The sequence below is a fragment of the Desulfoprunum sp. genome, from assembly GCF_053613775.1.
The window spans coordinates 259,507-277,826 of sequence record NZ_JBSHXH010000003.1 but is presented as its reverse complement, the minus strand read 5'-3'; the positions used below and the strand labels follow the sequence as shown (position 1 = coordinate 277,826).

Sequence of the window (18,320 nt, the reverse complement as noted above, 5' to 3'; positions counted from 1 at the left end):
GCCGATGGCAGATGGTTGTATGGTGAAGGAGGCAAGCGCTGCGGATCAGAAACGTCGCCCCTTTTTCTTCGGGGGCTTGGCTTCATTGCAGACGAGGGTCCGGTGTTTATAGACCTTGCCGTTGAGATCCTCCATGGCCTTGTGGCCTTCTGATCTGGTCGACATCTCGACAAAGGCAAAGCCCTTGGAACGACCGGAAAAATGATCGGTAACCAGATTTGCGGCAACAACGCTGCCATAGGTCCCGAACAGGGTCACGAGTTCCGGTTCGGTGATATCGAAGGGAAGACTACCGACAAAAAGTTTCATACTGGATCTCCTTTAACGTAGTCAGCAGAAACTTTGGCGGCATCAGACGGTGTAATATCGAGACACTGCTGGAGGCGGGAAAGAGTATGCTCAGAATAATTGGAAGGTTCTCAATATAAAAGGGTTGATCAATTAATGCAAGATAATTCGGCAGTCGGGATTACAACTCGCTGCCGGCGGGAATTCCGCCCCAGGACCCGCCGCAGTCTCCACCAGGAATGCTGATCATTTCGCCGCGAACAACCGCAGGAACGACTGGGGCACAGCGCTCTCAAACCGGCAGGGGGCGTTGTCGACGGGATGGATGAAGGCCAGGACCTGGGCATGCAGACCGAGACGCCTGAGGGGATTGGCCGTCGCCCCGTACTTCTTGTCCCCCACCACCGGATGACCGATATCCTGCAGGTGGACCCGGATCTGATGCTTTCGTCCGGTCTCGAGGGAAAGACTGAGCAACGAGTAATCGCGATTACCCTTGATCGTCCGGTAATGGGTGACCGCCCGCTTCCCCTGATCCGGTTTCCGGCTCGAATAGACTTTGAACGCGGCACTTTCCGTCAGCCAGGAGATGACGGTCCCCTCCGGCTGTTCCATCTGTCCCTCCACCACCGCCACGTATGTCCGCTCGGTGATCGTCGACATCCAGGTCTCCTGGATCCTGTCCCGGATGCCCTCGTTTTTGGCGAAGAGCAGCAACCCCGAGGTTTCCCGGTCGATGCGGTGAACGATGAATATCTTGGCGGCAGGGTCCTGTTCCTTGACATACTCACTGAGGATACTGTACGCCGTTCGGCGTTTTTCCGTCTCAGTGGCAACCGTCAGCAACCCCGCCGGCTTGTCGATGACAATCAGATCGCGATCCTCGAAGACGATTCGGATCCCGTGGTAGAGCCGGTTAAAGGGGATTTTCTCCCAGCGCACCCTGACCTGCTGCCCCCCATGGAGGGGATGGTCGAATTGCGTGACGACCTTGCCGTCGACCGAGACCTGCCTGTCGCGCAGGACGGCCTTGATGGCGTTCCGGCGCTTCGCCGGGACACTGTCGACCAGGTATTTCAACAACTCCGTCTCGCCCTTGACGATCAGGAGAAGCTCTTCCTTATCTTTCACACTACTATGATGTGGACTTCCAGGTTTTTTTATCATCACGTCCATGAGGTGGTTGGAGGGGAACTACGGCGACGCGCCTTGAGCGGTATCACCGTATTGATGAGGCGTGTCGGATGGAACAGACGGCGCAGACGGAAGCGCCCCCATCCTTATCCAGCCTCTCGGCGAAACATTCGACGATATCGACCATCCATGCCTGCCGGAGGGAACACCAGTCGCCGCTCCAGAGCCAGTGTATCTCCCGCAAAAAGACCGAGGGGAGGCAGAATTCCCGCTCGATGGTGGGGGGGCGGAGGATGGTCAGCAACTCCGGCAGGGTCGGCAACCGCCAGTCGCTCCGGCCGGCCCAGCCCTGCCGGTTCAGCTGCTCCACATACTCTCCCGCCTGTCTCCAGTCAAGCGGGAATTCCGAGCCCTGCCCCTGCCACAGCAGCCTGGTCAGGGGATCGAGCACGAGCCGGTCGCCCCCTGACCGCAACTGATGCGCCCGGTAAACGAGCGGCCGCATCAACCGGTCGAGGCCGACTTCCACCTGCGCCTGGCAATAGCGGATCCGTCGAGCCTCCCGGCGCACGACCACCGCCGGGCCCCGGTCATCCTCGTCCTCCTCGAACCGGCACCCCTCCGCCGAGGTCGCCTTCCAGGCGGCAAAGACATCCTCCAGGGCCAAACGCATCTGCCTGGCTGTGGCGAACCGGTGCGACGGCTCGGGGGCGAGGCCGGACATGATCCACTCGTCCCAGCCTGTTCCCAAGTCCGGCCGCAGGCGGCCCGGCAGCGGTACATGCCCCTGCCCCGGGACGGCCAGTCGACCGGTCAGGAGCCGGTAGCCGAGCATCGCGGCGCTGTAGAGATCGGCCCGCTCATCGGCCGCCTCCGGCCGGACCCCCTGTTCCGGGGCGGCGTAGAAGGGTGAGCCGACCTGCAGCCCCTTGATCCCCATCCGCTCTTCTCCGCGAACCCGGGAAAGGCCGAAGTCGATGATCTTGACCCGGTCGTCACCGGTCAGCATCAGGTTGAAGGGCTTCAGATCCCGGTGCACAATCCCGGCGAAATGAAGGCGCTCCAGTCCCTTCAAGGTCTGCCGCAGGTAGCGGGTGGTCTTGGCGACTGAGATGGCGCGCGAGGGTCGCTCGACTTCGTAAGCTTCCCCGATCATTGTACCGAGCGAATGGGCGTAGTATTCGAGGACGATGAAAGGGTGGCCGCCCTCCTCGTCGCAGTCCACCACCTCGGCGACGTGGGCATGGGCGATGCCGCCCATGATCCGGGCTTCCTCGAAAAAGACCTGCCGCAGCAGGTCCTCACCGGCCAGATCGACCAGCAGTTCGTCCCGGGGGGCAAGGATCTTCAAGGCGACGATCCTGCCGGTGCGCGGCGCCCTCACCTTGTATACCGTGCTCATGCCGCCCCGGCCGAGACGGCCGATAACCTCGTATTTGCCGATACGATTCATGACCGACACACCCTCTCGGCATAGGCGTCGGGGAACCCCAAGCGACGGATCTTGTCGGCAGTGATCCGGCAATCGTAAGGAACAAAGAGCACCTCGAGCATCCGGGTTACCGAGTCCCACACCAGGTACTTGGCCCTCCTGTCGCCGTCGCGCGGCTGGCCGACACTGCCGGCATTGACGATATGCCCCATTTCCGCCGGGAGCCGGATCGCCCCTTCGGCCAGCGGCACCCGCACCGTCTCTCCCTCCGCCTGCCGCACCAGCCGCAGGCCGTGGGTATGGCCGACAAAATAGAGTGTTGCCGGGGAGGAGGCAAAGAGGTGGGCGATCCTCCGATCGGATTGATTGAACAGGTAAAGAAAGACCGATTCGGGCGGAAATCCGTGGACGAAGACCGCATCGGCCAACTGCAGCGAACGCGGCAGGCTGCGGCAGTAGGCCAGACTCTCAGCGGAGAGCAGCTGCTCGGTCCTGACGCTGTTCTCCCGGGCCTGAAAATTCATCCACTGTCTCGCCGCCGCCGAGAGCAGTGCCGCCTCGTGGTTGCCGAGTATCGACCGGCATCCCAACCGTCGCACCAGCTGGACCACTCCTTCCGGATCGGGGCCATAGCCGATCATATCCCCCAGGCAGACGATCCGTTCCACCTCCCGGGTCCGGATCTCGGCCGCAACCGCTTCCAAGGCCTCCAAATTTCCATGGATATCTGAAAGAACCGCGATCCGCATAGCCCTGCCGATTGGTTGTCGATGTTGTCGAGGCGCACCTTCCATCTCCAGACTAGACCAAAGCAAAGTCGAGAGGCAAGCCTTTTCCCCGCCTGCGAGCCCCGCCGAATCACGATACATCCCACTTTGCGGGACTTGACACGCAGGGAAGGCCATCTTATCTTCTATCTCCAAAATGAGATTTAATTATAATTTCAATCCACTGCAAACATTCACAATGGGTCTGGCCAGACAATGGGTCTGGCCAGCTATCCAACAGTCCATCCATAACCAACAGGAGGTGCAGCTATGCGAACACGATTTCATGATCTGCAGCGGATGTTATCTTCAATGGATACCCTGCGGGACACCTTCAGTCTGCTGACCGGCGAGGCACATGACCGTCTGCCGCGTCTGGAAGGCGATTGGGGCATCCCTGACGGCTGGCCCAGGATGAACCTCTACGATACCGGGGAACAGCTGGAAATGCGTATCGAACTCCCCGGATTCTCCCGGGAAGACATCCAGATCAAGGTCCAGGGCAATTATCTCGAGATCAGCGGCTCACGCAAGGCCGCCGGCCCGGAAGGCTATACCGTCCACCGCCAGGAACGGGAAAACCCGACCTTCACCCGAAGCATGACGCTTCCGATCGAAGTGGACAGCGGTCTGGCTTCCGCTACGATCAAGAACGGCATACTCAGTCTTGTCCTGCCGAAAAGCGTTGCGGCACGACCGCAGCAGATAACCATCCGCTGATGCAACAAGATGATCTGAACAGGAGATCTGCCATGACACAGAAAAATCCCATCGCCCAGACTGATAAGACTGCCGTGGAGAAACCGGAAAAGCTCACCGTGCTTATCCCCAGCGTCGATATCTACGAAAACAACGATGAATATCTCGTTTATGCCGACCTGCCGGGAGTGAAGAAGGAGGATGTCAACATCGATCTCGACAACGGCCAGCTGACCCTGGTCGGCAACCGGTACGTCGAGGCGGTCAAGGGACAGCTGATGGAAGAATTCAGTTCCGCCCAGTATCGCCGGGTTTTCTCCGTCCCCCAGGGAATCGATCTTGCCCGAGTCGATGCCGAACTCACCGACGGCGTCCTCAAGCTGCACCTGCCTAAATCGGAGGCGGTCAAACCGAAAAAGATCGAGATTCGCGAAGGATAACCGGCGGCAACAGTCTCCCGCACCGGGCGGGTGTCGATTTCGTCAGGGCACCCGCCCGCCCCGGCGCCGGATCAGGTTCCGGTGTTTTTTTTCGCGTCGAGTTCGTCCCAGCGGCTGTACAAGCCATCAATCTCCTGCCGGATCTGCTCGAGATTCTCCCAGCACTCGGCCAGACGGGCGGGATCGGCGACCGTCTCCGGCAGCCCCATCGTCTCCTGCAGTCCTTCCTGCACGGTCTCGGCGGCTTCAATCCGTTCCTCGATCTGATCATACTCGCGCTGTTCCAGGTATGAAAGCCGGCCGGCCTTCTTCGGCACCGGTTCGTCGGCCCCCCTGACCTTCGCCGGTGCCGCCGGGGGACGGTCGGCCCTCTCGATCTCCTCGATATGGGACAGCCACTGTTCATAGTCGGCATACCAGGCCACCCCGCCTCTTCCGTCGAAACCGAGGATCTGGTCGCAGACCGAGTTGAGCAGAAACCGGTCATGAGTGACCAGGACGAGGGCCCCGGAAAACTCCTGCAGGCTTTCCTCGAGGACATCGAGCGAGGGGATGTCGAGATCGTTGGTCGGTTCGTCGAGGAGCAGGATATCGGCCGGTTCCCGCATCAGCGCGGCGATCAGGATGCGGGCCTGTTCACCACCCGAGAGTTGCCCCACCGGCGTCTCCAACTGGTCGACGCGAAAGAGAAATTTCTTCGCCCAGGACACTACATGGAGGGATCGCCCCTGATAGACGACGGCGTCGCCATCCGGGGCCAGGGCTCGGCGCAGCGTGATCTCCGGGTCGATCGTCTCGCGCCGTTGGTCGAAGCTGACGATACGAACTCCGTCGGCCGGCGCCAGGACCCCGACATCCGGCCGCAGGCCCGAAGGATCTGCGGAGGAGGCGAGGATCTGCATCAGGGTAGACTTGCCGCAGCCGTTTCTACCCAGCAGACCGATCCGCGAACCCGGCGAGAGCTGGATATCGAGGCCGGAGAACAGCGTTTTTCCGGCAATTGATTTGGCCAGGTTCGAACCCTCAAGCAGTTTCTTCGTTTTCCGGCCTGTCGCCTCGAAATCGATCTGCACCGCCGATGAGGCGCGGTTCCGCATCCTGACCTGACTGAGTTCGCCCTGGAGCCTGCCGGCCTCGTCAATCCGGTACTTGGCCTTGGTCGCCCGCGCCTTGGGTCCGCGACGAAGCCATTCCATCTCGCGCCGGACCTTGTTGGCAAGGCGCTCCTCCTCCTGGGTCTGGAGCGCTACAAAGGCCGCCCTTGCCTCCAGAAACCGCGAGTAGCTGCCATCAACCTGAAAAATCCCGTCCGGGTACATGGCCGAGAGCTCAATCACCCGGTTGGTGCAGTTTTCGAGGAACTGGCGATCATGGCTGACCAGCAGGAAGGCGGATACCCCCATCCCCTGCATGCCATTGAGCAGGCCCTCGAGCCAGAGGATGCCCTCGATATCGAGGTGGTTGGTCGGCTCATCCATCACCAGCACGTCCGGGGAGACAAGGAGCGACCGACAGATGGAGAGCCGCTTGCGCCAGCCCCCGGACAGCTCACCGACCGGGACCGTGTCCGCCCTGAACCCGGCAAGACTGAGCAGGGTCTGCACCCTGGTATATCGTTCCGTCTCGGTGGAATGGCCATCCTGCAGTGCTTTGAGCAGATTATCGGTGGCGGTCGCTTGCTCGTCAAATATATCGGCCTGGGCAAGATAGCCGATCCGTGCATGTTTCTGCCGGACCACCTGACCAGAATCCGCATCTTCAACACCGCAGAAGATCCGCAGCAGCGTTGATTTCCCCGAACCGTTGGGGCCGACCAGCCCAATCCTTTCCCCCGTCGCGATCGACAGGTTGATATTCTGAAAAAGCCTGCGGGCGCCATACGATTTGCTCAGGCCTTTGCCGATGATCAGATTGGCCATTGTCGCCTCTTGTCGATCGATTGGAGGTCGGCATCGGTGATGATTTTCACCGATGCCGACACAGGGGCGCGGTCGGCATTCACCGGCCGCAACAGGTCATACTGGAAGATAACCAGATTCAATTTTAACATGGTCCCACCCGGGTGGGTTCGTTGTCCAGTCACGCATCGGTCCTTTTATTGTTGAACTATCGGCCTGTCAAGAGTATAAACTATGGAATTTTCCTGGCGACCCCTATCCTGTTGATGGTATAGGTTATTCAATCATCACACCTGATTGTGTGGTAGATACATGCTAACCAGTACGGAATTAATGAATGAGCAGTCATTTTTACATCATCCTCACCAGCGACAGCGGCAAGACCTGCCGCCTCCCCATCCATAGAAAAAGTTTCACCGTCATCAGCGGCATGGCCCTGCTGACACTTGCGGCTCTGGTTGTTTCATCTTCTTTGACCATGGGCCTCTTGGGCACCAACCGTCACTACGCCCAAAAGATCGGCCATCTCAACGAGCAGCTCCGGCACAGCACACAGCTCCTTGCCCGCCAACAGCAGAACTCGGAGCAGCTGAAGCAGCAGATGAGCCTTGAAATTGCCAATCTGGAGATGGCCAAGGCAAGGCAGGCCGCCTCGTTTTCCGAGGAAAAAGACGAGATCATCGCCTCCACCGTCTCAGAATTGAATACCCGGACCGAATACATCAAAGAGGTCATGGATTCACTCGGCCTCAAGATCAAAAGGAGCTCTTACGCCCGGAAGGACAGCGGCGGCCCCTTCGTCCCCAGCGGCAACAGCGAACAGAACCAGCTGATGGTCAAGACGGACAAGTATCTCGAGACAATCCGTTATACTCCCTTGGGCAAACCGGTTCCCGGCTCCATTTCCTCCGGCTTCGGCTCTCGTCTGGACCCTGTCAACAATGACGGCGCCTATCACACCGGCCTCGATTTCCGGGCCGGCAAAGGCGACAAGATCTTCGCGACCGGCGCCGGGATTGTCACCATGGCCGGTTGGAATGGAAATTATGGAAATAATGTCCAGATCGACCATGGCAACGGCTATATCTCGAGTTTTGCTCACCTCGACCGCTTCAGGGTCAAGAAGGGGGATCGAGTCGAACGAGGACAGATCATCGGCCTGGTCGGCAGCAGCGGCAGAACCACCGGCGCCCATCTCCACTATGAAGTTTCACTCAACAGCAAGACGATCAATCCGGAAAAGTTGATCAAAGTCGCCGGAGTTACCCTCCCCGCCCCTCGCCCTTCGATCAAGAAATAACATGAGCTTATTCGGCAAAAAACACGAAATCGACCAGAACCTGAACCAGGCGGCCGATGCGGAGGCCATATCCTCGCTCTTTGACAAAAATATGGTCATCACCGGGACAATTTCCTTCAAGGGTAAAGCCCGTATCGACGGTACCATCAACGGCGATATCACAGAAGGAGATCATCTCATACTCAGCGAGAGCGGAAAAATCACCGGCAACATCAGGACGATCTCCTTCAACTGCTACGGCACCCTCGAAGGTGATGTCCAGGCCAGCAGCGTTATTGCCAGAAAGACCTGTTCGATTCACGGCAGAATCGAAGCAGCGAGCCTGACGGTCGAACCTGGTGCGGCGATCGATGGCGAGATCAGAGCTACAGCCAAAGACAGAGGCCAAGGCGAAGAGAGAGTGCAGGGCTCATCGTCGACTTCATCTGCCGTCACCGTCGATTCCGACACCCCATGAGCAGCATCCCCCGCAAACCTCCGGGCACCCGTACGTTGACCGAGATGGCATTCATCCCGCGCATCAAGTGTCCTCATTGCGGCAACGATCTCGAATTCTTTGAAATCAGTGAAGATGCGGTAGTCGTTACGCACTACGTCCAGAATCCGGACAGCAGTTTTTCCATCGAAAACAGGAGCATTCAGTCAACAGGAGGCAGCCGACTCTTCTGTGGAAGCTGCGAGGAAGATCTGAGCGAGTTGCATGAACGTTTCTCCAATATGATATTCTAGCCGGTCGTAAAAAAGCAAAAAGGGGACAGATTTATTTTCATCAGTAAAAATAAATCTGTCCCCTTTTTGCTTTGGCATAAAAAAGGGCTGCCGAAAGGCAGCCCTTTTTTATATTCTTATCGCTCTGATTCTGGAATCAGACGCAACCGGTCGGTTTCGGAAGACCAGCCATTTTGCAGGCTCCCTTGCCAGGTCCCGACGGGAAGAGCTCATAGATCCGCTTGAGCGGGAATCCAGTGGTTTTGGAGAGAATACGGACCATCGGAGCAATACCGTTCTTCTTATAGTATTCCTGAAGGGCATCGATAACCTTGTGATGCTCATCGGTCAGTTCGGCAATACCTTCAGAACTTTTTACGTAGTCTACCCAATTGTCATTCCACTCTTCCATTCCCTTGAGCAGGAATCCATCCTCATCTACCTGGAAGGTCGAACCGTTGTGTTCAAGCGTTGGCATTTTAAAACCTCCTTAAATATTTTTCTGTGGCTCTCACCGTTGTTTGAGTCGGCTGAAAACTAATTACGCCTTATTACTATAGGCATAAAAGTTTGTCAAGTGAATGGAGAATCATTTATGATTTCGCCGCCTCTCGAAACAGGACCTCGAAATTGTTGATTTTCCAACAGTCCGTTGCCTGGTTTCGAGCCCGTGGTGCGGCGTAAATCCGGACGGATGGGATCGAAGGCATCCTGTTGTCCCATGAAGACTTGTGAAGCCACATTAATCGATATCTTGCATATGTTCAAATGCTTTTCCGCATTTTCCCGAGCCTCTTCACGAAGCTGTAAGATCTGTGTTCCTCTCTCCACCGTCTTGAACCCGGCTCTTGAGCCGGTTTTCCTTGCATGGAGGAAGAAGAAAGGGTAAATCCATGACCATCTGCGAAAAACGACCTAGGAGAAACTTCTCACTCCCCCTATTCAACGCCTGCATATCTGCCATTCCACAACAACCATGCTCCAGATACTTCGCAACAAGGCTCAATCGACATTCATACAGGTCATCGTCGTCATTATCGCCCTCGTGTTCATTTTCTGGGGGGTCGGCACCAACATGCTGAATACCAGGGAGGTTGCCCTTACCGTCAACGACGAAGAAATCACCTTCCAGCAATTCCAGGAGGCCTACGACCAGGCCATCGGCAACCTCGGCGGCCAGTTCGGAGGCGCCCTGCCGAAGGGTCTGGAAGAATCTCTCGGGATCAAGCAACAGGTGATCGAGCAGTTGATTCAATCTTCGCTGCTGCGCCAGGGTGCGGCTGATATGGGGATCAGGATCAGCGCCGAGGAAGTCCGCGACAGAATCACTTCCCTGCCCCAGTTCCAGCAGGCCGGTCAGTTTAATATGGAGCGGTACCAGGCCCTGCTCGCCGCCAACCGGCTCACCCCGACCACCTTCGAGTCATCCATGCGGCACGATATGCTTTCCGACCGGACCGTGCAGGATATCGGCAAGTTTGTCACCCTGGTCCCCCAAACCGACATCGAGGATCTCTACAGTCAGCAGAATGAAACGGTTTCCGTCCAGTTTGTCAGGATAGATTCCGCCTCGTTCAAAAAGGATATAAAGGTGGAAAAGTCTGATCTGCAGAAGTGGTTCGATTCGGTCAAGGACAACTACCGGACGGCCCCGGAGATCAAACTGAGATATCTCGCCTATACATTTGACGATCTCGGCCAGAAAATTACCGTCGACGACAAACAGATCCAGGCCCATTACGCCGACAATATCGATTCGTACAAGACACCGGAACAACGTCGCGCCAGACATATCCTGCTTACCGCAAGCGCAGAGGACAGTCCCGAACGCCACCAGGAACAGCAGAAGAAAGCTGCAGAAATTATTGGTACTCTCAAAAAGAACAACGACTTTGCATCGATCGCGAATAAATACTCCGACGATTCGAGCAAAGAGAACGGCGGCGACCTCGGCTTTTTCTCCCGCGGGAGCATGGTGCCGGAGTTCGACGCCAAGGTCTTTTCCATGCAGCCCGGAGAAATCAGTGATATCGTCAAGACCGAATTCGGCTATCACATAATCAAACTCGAGGAGGTCAAGCCTTCCGCCACCCGTCCTCTCGAGGAGGTTCGGGCAGAAATCGTTCAGACTATCAAAAATCGAGAGGCGAAACGGATGGCCTTTCAACTTGCCAACGCCGCCTACGAAGGGATCATCAAAGCCGGTAGTCTCAAGACCTACACCGACGCCCACCCGGACGCCGACCTGAAGGAGACGGATTTCTTCGTCCAGAAGCAGCCGCCGAAAGAGATCGGGGCCAACCAGAAGCTGCTGGACGCCGCCTTCGCCCTGAATAAGGGGGAATTGAGCTCACTGATCGAAACCGACACCGGCTATGCGATCCTGTTCGCCGTCGATAAAAAGCCACCCGTGGTTCCACCGCTGGAAACGGTCGAGGAAAAGGTCAAGGCGGACTTTATCTCCAGCAAAGCGCAGGAGAAGGCACGCGCCACGGCGGCCTCGATGATCGAGCAGCTCAAAAAGGGCAAAACCCTCGAACAGCTCACCACCGGGACCGCATTTCAGGTCACCGCATCCGGAGATCTCAGTCGCAGCGCTGCCAACCAGACCTCCTCCTTCCCCACAGACCTGCATGCCCAGGCTTTCACGCTGTCAAAATCTTCCCCCTTGCCCAAGGAGGTAGCCCAGGTCGGGGGGGCCTTCTATGTGTATGTCTTCCAGGAACGCAAACCGCCGGCAAAAAAAGCCGACGATCAGGCGATCCAGCAATACCGGGAGGCCCTTGTCCGTTTCAATCAGCAGCAGCTGTTGATCGCATGGATCCGCAATCTGGAAAATCAGGCCAAGATACGTCGTCATAAAAACCTGTAGCTATTGATGGACAAGGCGGGACACCACCTTGTCCGTCGCCTTCCTGCCTCGCCGCTCCTACCTGACAGGATGTCAGCGGCCTTCGAGCCGTCAACGGTCTGATTCTGCGGTCCTGGTGCCTGGCGAGCCGATACACGCTCCTCCCACTGGCGCCCGCCCCACCTCTGGTTCAACAGGGTCTTGGGGGGATCAAGGCCACTCCGCCTTTCCTGTAACCCATTGCCCTCTCCGCCGGAAATCGCAGAGACAGACTGTTGCAGGCCGGTCTGATCGCTTTTTCATTCTCTTGCCGGTGCTCCGATGATATAGTACTGTGTTCGCCTTTTCGCCCCTCCCGTGCAGCAGAAACTTCTACGCCCGGTTGCGGGCATTCACGTCTTCCGAGAATCAGCGCAATCATGCCGAAAGAGACAGAACTCCCTGACCAGTTCACCAGGCTATCACCCTTCGAGCAGTCTCTCCTCCATCTCCTATCCATCGTCTACGAGCCAGCCCATACCACCCTCCTGGTCAACTGCCTGCGAAAGATCGAACTCCATAACCCGCGAGGAAACCGGGCTACACCCGTCAACCTCAACCATTACCTCGCCAAGTTCGAACAACTCGGATTCCTGACCGCCGATCACCGGCTGGTGCCTGGGCTGGTGGAAATCGTCGCGAGAAAAACGCTGGCTGACGGAAATTTCTGCCGATATGCCGATATTATTCGAGAAGAGGCACCGGCATCGTACTACTATGGCAAATGGTCCACCCGCTGCTGGCGGGCGATGAGAGAACTGCGCATCGGCATCTACTGCCAGGATTTCGATCTCATTGAAGAGGCCGCATCATTCATCTCCAGCCAGTGTCGTGATCTGGTCTGTTCTTCCCCACCCATCGTCCAGGTCGTGACCGAGCCCTTCGACCCGGACTGGTTTGCCGGCCTGCCACTTTCCTTCAGGTTCTATCTTCTCAACGCGGTCCTCCGCCATGGTCAGGCAGCCCTGACGGGATTTCCGCAGATCCACTCCTACCTCGAAACGGAACACCAATCTCCGGTGCTCAGCCTGGATGAGCAATTGCCATTCAAACGTCTCCTCTTCAACCAGTACCTCCTGCAGGGAGATTTCGACCAGGCGGATATGCTGCTGCAGGCCAGCGAGACTTCATTCCAGGGGACAGGCGCCCGGGGCACCCTGCTCTTCCTCCGAGGCAGAAGCGAGGAGGCACTCACCCTGTTCGACCTGGATCTTCGCTTTCTTCAGGAGCTCAATCCGGGGACCGGCGCCGCATTTTTCGGCCCCTGCGGGCTGTTCCACATTCTCGCCCTGCTGCATGCATCGGATGGTAGCGACGACCATACCATCGCCGCTCAGATCGCCGCCGCCCTCACGCTCTTTCACACCGCGCCGGAAAACGATGCCTATGCCTTCCTCGCCGCCTTCGTCCATTCACGGATTGACGCCAACAGCGACCAGTCCCAGATCATCCTCTCCGATCAGGACAACCCGCACAGCCTCACCCTGGCCTTTGCCGCCCTCTGCCAGTACTGGATGACCAGCACCATTCAGCCGGATGTTGAGGCCAAACTGGTCACCGGCTACAATCGGGCGATCGATAGCGGATATTTTCTGCCGGCAATGATATATGCCGAAATCCTAGCAAAACTGGGCAACGCGCCGAATCCGGCCTTGTTCGATATCGTCGGACTGCGGACCACGACCGGAATGACCGGGCTGCTGGCCCTTTTTGAACCGGAAGAACCGTGGAAGCGGGCCCTCCAGGCCCTCATCAGCATCACATCGACTGAGGAGGAGGCCTCATCGCAGGAAAAGACCAGGCTCGTCTGGATGGTCGATACCGCCGGGACATCGATCTCCATCACTCCAAGGGAGCAGAAGCTGAGCCTGCCCGGAGGATGGGGCAAGGGGCGGCCGATCTCTCTCGCCCGTCTGCACCAGGCAAAACTCGGCTATCTGACACCGAAGGACCGCAAAATCTGCGCCGCGATCAAACGCATTCACAATCCCGAAACGAACAGCGCCAGCTACCATTTCGATCTCGAAAAGGCCCTGCTGGCAATGGTCGGCCATCCGCTGCTCTTTCTATCCAAGTCTCCGACGACACCGGTCGAATTCCTTGCCGGCGAGCCGGAGTTGCTGATCGAGGAAAAGGGGCAGAATCTCCTTATCCGTTTCGCCCAGCCGATAGGCACCGACAGCTATTCAATCTTTCAGGAAACCCCGAGCCGGATCAGGATCATCAGCATCAATGACAAGCATCGGGATATTGCCCGCCAGATCGGCAATGACGGCCTGCTGGTGCCGATATCCGCCAGCGAGCACGTGCTCAAGCTGATCGGCAACAGTTCCTCCTTCATGACCGTCCACTCGGCTATCGCCGGCGACAGGGCGGCAGGCAAAGAGAGCGATATTGAATTTGTCGAGGCCGATTCAACCATTTACATGCACCTGCTGCCCTATGGCACCGGTTTCCGGATCGAAATGTTCGTCAAGCCTTTTGCCAACGGCATGCACTATCTCAAACCGGGACAGGGCGTGGAAAACATCATGACCGAGATCCAGGGCCGGCGCATGCAGACCAAAAGAGATCTGGCCCTTGAGGAGGAAAAGGCCCGTGATGTCGAGGAGCTCTGTCCGATTCTCGACCTAGCCATCGATTTGGAACATGAGACCGATCGGGAGTGGCATCTGCAGGACCCGGAGGACTGCCTGCAGGCCCTGCTCGAACTCCAGGCGATCCGTGACAAGGTGGTCATCGAATGGCCGGAAGGGGAAAAGCTGAGTATCGCCTACCAGGCCTCGTTTGAAAACCTCAATCTCAAGGTGCGGACCAACCGCCAGAACTGGCTGGCCATCGACGGCAGCCTGCGGCTCGACCAGGATCATGTGATCAGGTTGAAGGATCTGCTCTCAACCATCAAGTCCACCACTGGACGGTTCGTCGAGATCGGTGCCGGCCAGTTCGTCACCCTCACCCAGGAGTTCAGGAAACGACTGGAGGACCTCAGCATCTATGCCCACGGATTCGACAATGACGAGTTGCTGATCCATCCGCTGGCCGCCCTGCCGCTCGAAGACCTGATCAGCCAGACCGCGATCAGCACCGACAACGGCTGGAAACAGCAATTGGAGAAGATCCGCGCCTGCAGCGACTTTCACCCGGAGGTGCCCTCCACCCTGCAGGCGGAATTGCGCGACTACCAGAAGGAGGGCTTCTATTGGCTGGCCCGCCTCGCCCAGTGGGGGGTAGGCGGCTGCCTGGCCGACGACATGGGGCTCGGCAAGACCCTGCAATCACTGGCGATCATCCTCCGTTTCGCCGCCGACGGACCATCGCTCGTGGTCGCCCCGACCTCGGTCTCGACCAACTGGATGTCAGAGGTCACCCGTTTCACCCCGACGCTGCAGATCAGGACGCTCTGCACCAAAGACCGGAACGGGGTCATCAGCGACCTCGGACCGTTCGATCTGGTGATCACGACCTATACGATGCTGCAGCAGGAAATGGATCTGCTCTCCGCCGTTTCCTGGCAGGCCATCATCCTCGACGAGGCCCAGGCGATCAAGAACGCCGCGACCAAGCGATCAAAGGCGGCGATGGCCCTGCAGGCCCGGTTCAAACTGATCACCACCGGCACCCCGATCGAAAACCACCTCGGCGAACTCTGGAACCTCTTTCATTTCATCAATCCCGGCCTTCTCGGTTCGGTCAACAGTTTCAACGAACGTTTTGCCATCCCGATCGAGAGGTATCAGGACCGGGATGCCCGTCTGAAGCTGAAGAAGCTGATCCGACCGTTCATCCTCCGGCGGATCAAGTCCGAGGTGCTCGAAGAACTGCCTGCGCGAACCGAAATCACGCTTGAAGTGGAAATGAGCGAGTACGAGACCCACTTCTATGAGGCATTGCGTCAAAACGCGCTGGAAATTCTGGAAAACAACAAGGACAAGAAAAAACGACACCTGCAGATCCTGACCGAAATCATGCGCTTGCGCCAGGCCTGCTGCAGCCCGCGGCTGCTCGATCCCCACAGCCGGATCGTCAGTTCCAAGCTGAGGGTCTTCACCGAGATCGTCGAGGAGTTGATCGAGAGCCGCCACAAGGTGCTGGTCTTCAGCCAGTTCATCGGCCATCTCCAGCTTATCAGGGAATATCTCGACAAGCGGAAAATCTCTTACCAATACCTCGATGGAAGCACCAGCACCCGGCTGAGAAAAGAGCGGGTCGAGGCCTTTCAGGCGGGAGAAGGCGATCTCTTTCTCATCAGCCTGAAGGCCGGCGGGCTCGGGCTCAACCTGACCGCCGCCGATTACGTGATCCACATGGATCCATGGTGGAATCCGGCCATCGAGGACCAGGCCTCGGATCGCGCCCACCGCATCGGTCAGACACGCCCGGTAACGATCTATCGGCTGGTGTGCAAGGACTCGATCGAGGAGAAGATCGTCAGACTGCATCAGGAAAAACGCGATCTGGCCGGCAGTCTCCTCGAGGGCAGCGATCTGAGCGCCAGGATGAGCACGGAAGATCTGCTCGATCTGATCCGGCTGGCGTAGACCTCAGCCCTCCGCCGCTCCGTTCCGCAAAGCCATCGAACAGGCCCCTTGTCATCCGTTCTTCAAATTCGCCAGGATGAGACTGAAAAATGCATGATCCACTTTTTCAAACCGCCAGCCGAGATGGCCGGCACAACGGGCGCAGAAGGCCGGCCGCCAGGAATAACCCGCGAACCAGGTAAACTGATTGCTGGCCTCGCTGCTGACCAGACAACCCGGAGCCCGGCGGAAGCAGCCCAGCTCAAAGACCAGGCCGGCGGGATTGAAAAAGGTATGGGTATGCGAACCGTTGACGGCGATCCGGTCGTTATCGCTGGAGATACGATGGGCGCAGGTTCGACAGAAGATACCCGGGTTCTCTCCCTCCCGTTCCTCCTCCCGGTCATCGGAGAGCACCGTTTCATCCCGACGGCCGGCCGGTTCCCCCCGCAGGAGATACCGCCTCGGGTCCTCTCCGCAAAACGGCTCGTACGGCCGTCCGGCACCGCCGATCACGGCTTCTCCTTCACGTGGCCGTCACCTTCGAAATCTCAGGCCCGGTCCTCGGCATAGTAGCGGACAATCGCCTGGATAAGCTCGGGGATGGTATAGATCGGCGGCTGGACATCCACCTTCAGACCGCTGTCGGTCACGGTCTTGGCCGTGATCGGCCCGATCGCGGCGATCTTGACGTTGTGCATGAGCCGCTCGAGTTCCTGCTGATCGGCCGCATCGACCATGGTCAGGAAATTCTTGACCGTCGACGAACTGGTAAAGGTCACCATATTGACCTTGCCGTTTTCGAGCTCGGCGCGCAGGACATCCTTACGCCCCTGCGGCGGGACATTCTTGTAGACCGGGGCCACGGTCACCCGGGCCCCGGCGCCGCGCAGCGTCTCCGGCAGAATCTCCCGGCTCAGTTCGGCCCGCGGGATAAGGATGTTGCGCCCCTCCACCCCCTGGTCGAGGAGGCTCTCCGCCAATCCCTCGCCGGTGTAGGAGGCAGAGGGGATCAGGTCGGCCTTGACGCCGTACTTGAGCAGCAGTTCGGCGGTGCTCTTGCCGACCACTGCTATCCCCGGTCCCTTGAGATTGCGGGCATCCATCCCCCGGGCGTACAGCCGCTGGAAAAAATAGTCCACCCCGTTGAGCGAGGTAAAGACGATCCAGTGGTACTCGTCGAGGCGTTCGAGCTCACTGTCAAGGATCTCGTAGGAGTCGGTGGGCTGAATATTGATGGTGGAATACTCGAGACAGTCGGCACCGGCCTCCTCGAGCCCGGCGACCAGGTCGCTGGCCTGCTCGCGGGTACGGGTGACGATGATGCGTTTGCCGAACAGCGGCCGTTTTTCAAACCAGTCGATGGTGTCCCGGAGTTTGACCACTTCGCCCACAATCACCAGCGATGGCGGCTTGATCCCGTTTGCCCTGACGACCTCGACGATCGTGTCAAGGGTCGCCACCACCGACTGCTGCTCCGGAGTCGAGGCCCAGCGAACGACCGCCACCGGGGTCTTGGGATCGCGCCCGTTGTTGATCAGGTGGTCGACGATGATCGGCAGGTTCTTGATCCCCATATAGATGACCAGGGTCCCCGCCCCTGTCGCCAGACGGGCCCAGTCGATATTCGAGTTTTCCTTGGTCGGATCCTCATGGCCGGTGATGAAGGCCACCGAGGCGGTATAATCGCGATGGGTGATCGGGATACCGGCATAGGTGGCGGCGGCCGTGGCGGAGGTCACCCCCGGCACGACCTCAAAGGGCACGCCGGCGGCCGCCAGCTGCTGCACCTCCTCGCCGCCTCGGCCGAAGATGAAGGGATCGCCTCCCTTCAGCCGGACCACCATCTTGCCCTGCATGGCGTAGTCCACCAGCATCTGGTTGATCTCTTCCTGGGTATGGGTGTGCTGCACGCCGCCCTTCTTACCCGCATAGACCAGTTCGGCGTCCTTCGGGATATGGCGGAGCAGCCTGGTGCTGGCCAGGTAATCATAGATGACGACTTCCGCCCGCTCGAGCAGCTGCCTGCCCCGGACCGTAATCAGGCCGGGATCCCCCGGGCCTGCCCCAACCAGATAGACCTTCCCCGGTCCGTGTTTTTTCGCTTGATCTTCCATACCTGACTCGAATAGCGACAAGATGTCGCAGTTGTATGTTCCCTGTCCGCCGACTGCCCTGGAAACCGAGCAAAAAAGGGGGCATCCCTTCACGCAGGCATGCCCCCTTCCACTCTTTCGATTTGAT

Annotated in this window: 16 protein-coding genes; 7 read left to right on the top strand and 9 right to left on the bottom strand. The window is 58.3% G+C overall.

Features of this window, described 5'->3' with window-relative positions; genetic code table 11:
• Window positions 1-45: 45 nt before the first annotated feature.
• The 4 genes from ACWGKN_RS03775 to ACWGKN_RS03760 all read right to left on the bottom strand — a co-directional run bounded on the left by ACWGKN_RS03775 (window position 46) and on the right by ACWGKN_RS03760 (window position 3,603).
• On the bottom strand, window positions 46-309 hold the full coding sequence (locus ACWGKN_RS03775) for an RNA recognition motif domain-containing protein (protein ID WP_035232637.1): 264 nt from the start codon (window positions 307-309) through the stop codon (window positions 46-48).
• 225 nt (window positions 310-534) lie between these two features.
• Complete coding sequence (locus ACWGKN_RS03770) at window positions 535-1,419, bottom strand: RluA family pseudouridine synthase (RefSeq protein WP_424256185.1); 885 nt, start codon at window positions 1,417-1,419, stop codon at window positions 535-537.
• An 88-nt stretch (window positions 1,420-1,507) separates the two neighbouring features.
• A complete protein-coding gene (locus tag ACWGKN_RS03765; RefSeq protein ID WP_452094708.1) occupies window positions 1,508-2,875 on the bottom strand; it encodes a protein kinase domain-containing protein in 1,368 nt (455 codons plus the stop codon).
• Window positions 2,872-3,603: a metallophosphoesterase family protein gene (locus ACWGKN_RS03760; RefSeq protein ID WP_035232639.1), complete on the bottom strand. Its 732-nt coding sequence runs from the start codon at window positions 3,601-3,603 to the stop codon at window positions 2,872-2,874. The genes ACWGKN_RS03765 and ACWGKN_RS03760 overlap by 4 nt, the downstream gene beginning before the upstream one ends.
• Window positions 3,604-3,891: 288 nt before the next feature.
• On the opposite strand from ACWGKN_RS03760, the gene ACWGKN_RS03755 reads away from it, so the two are divergent.
• Both ACWGKN_RS03755 and ACWGKN_RS03750 read left to right on the top strand, forming a co-directional pair.
• Window positions 3,892-4,341 (top strand): Hsp20/alpha crystallin family protein, encoded by a 450-nt coding sequence (locus ACWGKN_RS03755; RefSeq protein ID WP_035232641.1) that lies wholly within the window; start codon window positions 3,892-3,894, stop codon window positions 4,339-4,341.
• A gap of 32 nt (window positions 4,342-4,373) precedes the next feature.
• A complete protein-coding gene (locus tag ACWGKN_RS03750; protein WP_035232643.1) occupies window positions 4,374-4,760 on the top strand; it encodes an Hsp20/alpha crystallin family protein in 387 nt (128 codons plus the stop codon).
• A 71-nt stretch (window positions 4,761-4,831) separates the two neighbouring features.
• Here ACWGKN_RS03750 and ACWGKN_RS03745 read toward each other — a convergent pair whose 3' ends face one another.
• Together ACWGKN_RS03745 and ACWGKN_RS03740 are read right to left on the bottom strand one after the other, a co-directional pair.
• Window positions 4,832-6,679, bottom strand: a complete 1,848-nt coding sequence (locus ACWGKN_RS03745; protein WP_035232645.1) for an ABC-F family ATP-binding cassette domain-containing protein — start codon at window positions 6,677-6,679, stop codon at window positions 4,832-4,834.
• Entirely contained in the window at window positions 6,667-6,810 is a 144-nt protein-coding gene (locus tag ACWGKN_RS03740; protein WP_424256184.1) for a hypothetical protein, read from the bottom strand. Before ACWGKN_RS03740 ends, ACWGKN_RS03745 begins: the two co-directional genes overlap by 13 nt.
• A 185-nt stretch (window positions 6,811-6,995) precedes the next feature.
• Between ACWGKN_RS03740 and ACWGKN_RS03735 the strand changes: the two genes are divergently transcribed.
• From ACWGKN_RS03735 to ACWGKN_RS03725, 3 genes are read left to right on the top strand one after another with little or no spacing between them, the layout of a single operon-like run.
• On the top strand, window positions 6,996-7,958 hold the full coding sequence (locus ACWGKN_RS03735) for a M23 family metallopeptidase (protein WP_052160263.1): 963 nt from the start codon (window positions 6,996-6,998) through the stop codon (window positions 7,956-7,958).
• 1 nt (window position 7,959) lies between these two features.
• Window positions 7,960-8,415, top strand: coding sequence for a bactofilin family protein (locus ACWGKN_RS03730; protein WP_452094707.1), 456 nt, complete (start codon window positions 7,960-7,962; stop codon window positions 8,413-8,415).
• The gene (locus ACWGKN_RS03725; RefSeq protein WP_424256182.1) at window positions 8,412-8,687 is read left to right on the top strand and encodes a hypothetical protein; all 276 of its coding nucleotides are present in this window, start codon (window positions 8,412-8,414) and stop codon (window positions 8,685-8,687) included. Before ACWGKN_RS03730 ends, ACWGKN_RS03725 begins: the two co-directional genes overlap by 4 nt.
• Before the next feature lie 136 nt (window positions 8,688-8,823).
• Here ACWGKN_RS03725 and ACWGKN_RS03720 read toward each other — a convergent pair whose 3' ends face one another.
• Entirely contained in the window at window positions 8,824-9,144 is a 321-nt protein-coding gene (locus ACWGKN_RS03720) for a TusE/DsrC/DsvC family sulfur relay protein (RefSeq protein ID WP_035232648.1), read from the bottom strand.
• A 498-nt stretch (window positions 9,145-9,642) separates the two neighbouring features.
• Here ACWGKN_RS03720 and ACWGKN_RS03715 point away from each other — a divergent pair, with 498 nt between their 5' ends.
• Together ACWGKN_RS03715 and ACWGKN_RS03710 are read left to right on the top strand one after the other, a co-directional pair.
• Window positions 9,643-11,538, top strand: a complete 1,896-nt coding sequence (locus ACWGKN_RS03715; protein ID WP_452094706.1) for a SurA N-terminal domain-containing protein — start codon at window positions 9,643-9,645, stop codon at window positions 11,536-11,538.
• A 398-nt stretch (window positions 11,539-11,936) separates the two neighbouring features.
• On the top strand, window positions 11,937-16,097 hold the full coding sequence (locus ACWGKN_RS03710; protein WP_452094705.1) for a DEAD/DEAH box helicase: 4,161 nt from the start codon (window positions 11,937-11,939) through the stop codon (window positions 16,095-16,097).
• 51 nt (window positions 16,098-16,148) lie between these two features.
• Here ACWGKN_RS03710 and ACWGKN_RS03705 read toward each other — a convergent pair whose 3' ends face one another.
• Together ACWGKN_RS03705 and cobA are read right to left on the bottom strand one after the other, a co-directional pair.
• Complete coding sequence (locus ACWGKN_RS03705; RefSeq protein ID WP_052160264.1) at window positions 16,149-16,592, bottom strand: cereblon family protein; 444 nt, start codon at window positions 16,590-16,592, stop codon at window positions 16,149-16,151.
• A 35-nt stretch (window positions 16,593-16,627) separates the two neighbouring features.
• On the bottom strand, window positions 16,628-18,193 hold the full coding sequence (gene cobA / locus ACWGKN_RS03700) for a uroporphyrinogen-III C-methyltransferase (protein ID WP_035232656.1): 1,566 nt from the start codon (window positions 18,191-18,193) through the stop codon (window positions 16,628-16,630).
• Window positions 18,194-18,320: the final 127 nt, after the last annotated feature.

Coding starts and splice junctions, on each gene's coding strand:
- ACWGKN_RS03775 (WP_035232637.1), bottom strand. CDS start 309: ATGAAACTTTTTGTCGGTAGTCTTCCCTTCGATATCACCGAACCGGAA.
- ACWGKN_RS03765 (WP_452094708.1), bottom strand. CDS start 2,875: ATGAATCGTATCGGCAAATACGAGGTTATCGGCCGTCTCGGCCGGGGC.
- ACWGKN_RS03760 (WP_035232639.1), bottom strand. CDS start 3,603: ATGCGGATCGCGGTTCTTTCAGATATCCATGGAAATTTGGAGGCCTTG.
- ACWGKN_RS03755 (WP_035232641.1), top strand. CDS start 3,892: ATGCGAACACGATTTCATGATCTGCAGCGGATGTTATCTTCAATGGAT.
- ACWGKN_RS03750 (WP_035232643.1), top strand. CDS start 4,374: ATGACACAGAAAAATCCCATCGCCCAGACTGATAAGACTGCCGTGGAG.
- ACWGKN_RS03745 (WP_035232645.1), bottom strand. CDS start 6,679: ATGGCCAATCTGATCATCGGCAAAGGCCTGAGCAAATCGTATGGCGCC.
- ACWGKN_RS03740 (WP_424256184.1), bottom strand. CDS start 6,810: ATGTTAAAATTGAATCTGGTTATCTTCCAGTATGACCTGTTGCGGCCG.
- ACWGKN_RS03735 (WP_052160263.1), top strand. CDS start 6,996: ATGAGCAGTCATTTTTACATCATCCTCACCAGCGACAGCGGCAAGACC.
- ACWGKN_RS03730 (WP_452094707.1), top strand. CDS start 7,960: ATGAGCTTATTCGGCAAAAAACACGAAATCGACCAGAACCTGAACCAG.
- ACWGKN_RS03725 (WP_424256182.1), top strand. CDS start 8,412: ATGAGCAGCATCCCCCGCAAACCTCCGGGCACCCGTACGTTGACCGAG.
- ACWGKN_RS03720 (WP_035232648.1), bottom strand. CDS start 9,144: ATGCCAACGCTTGAACACAACGGTTCGACCTTCCAGGTAGATGAGGAT.
- ACWGKN_RS03715 (WP_452094706.1), top strand. CDS start 9,643: ATGCTCCAGATACTTCGCAACAAGGCTCAATCGACATTCATACAGGTC.
- ACWGKN_RS03710 (WP_452094705.1), top strand. CDS start 11,937: ATGCCGAAAGAGACAGAACTCCCTGACCAGTTCACCAGGCTATCACCC.
- cobA (WP_035232656.1), bottom strand. CDS start 18,193: ATGGAAGATCAAGCGAAAAAACACGGACCGGGGAAGGTCTATCTGGTT.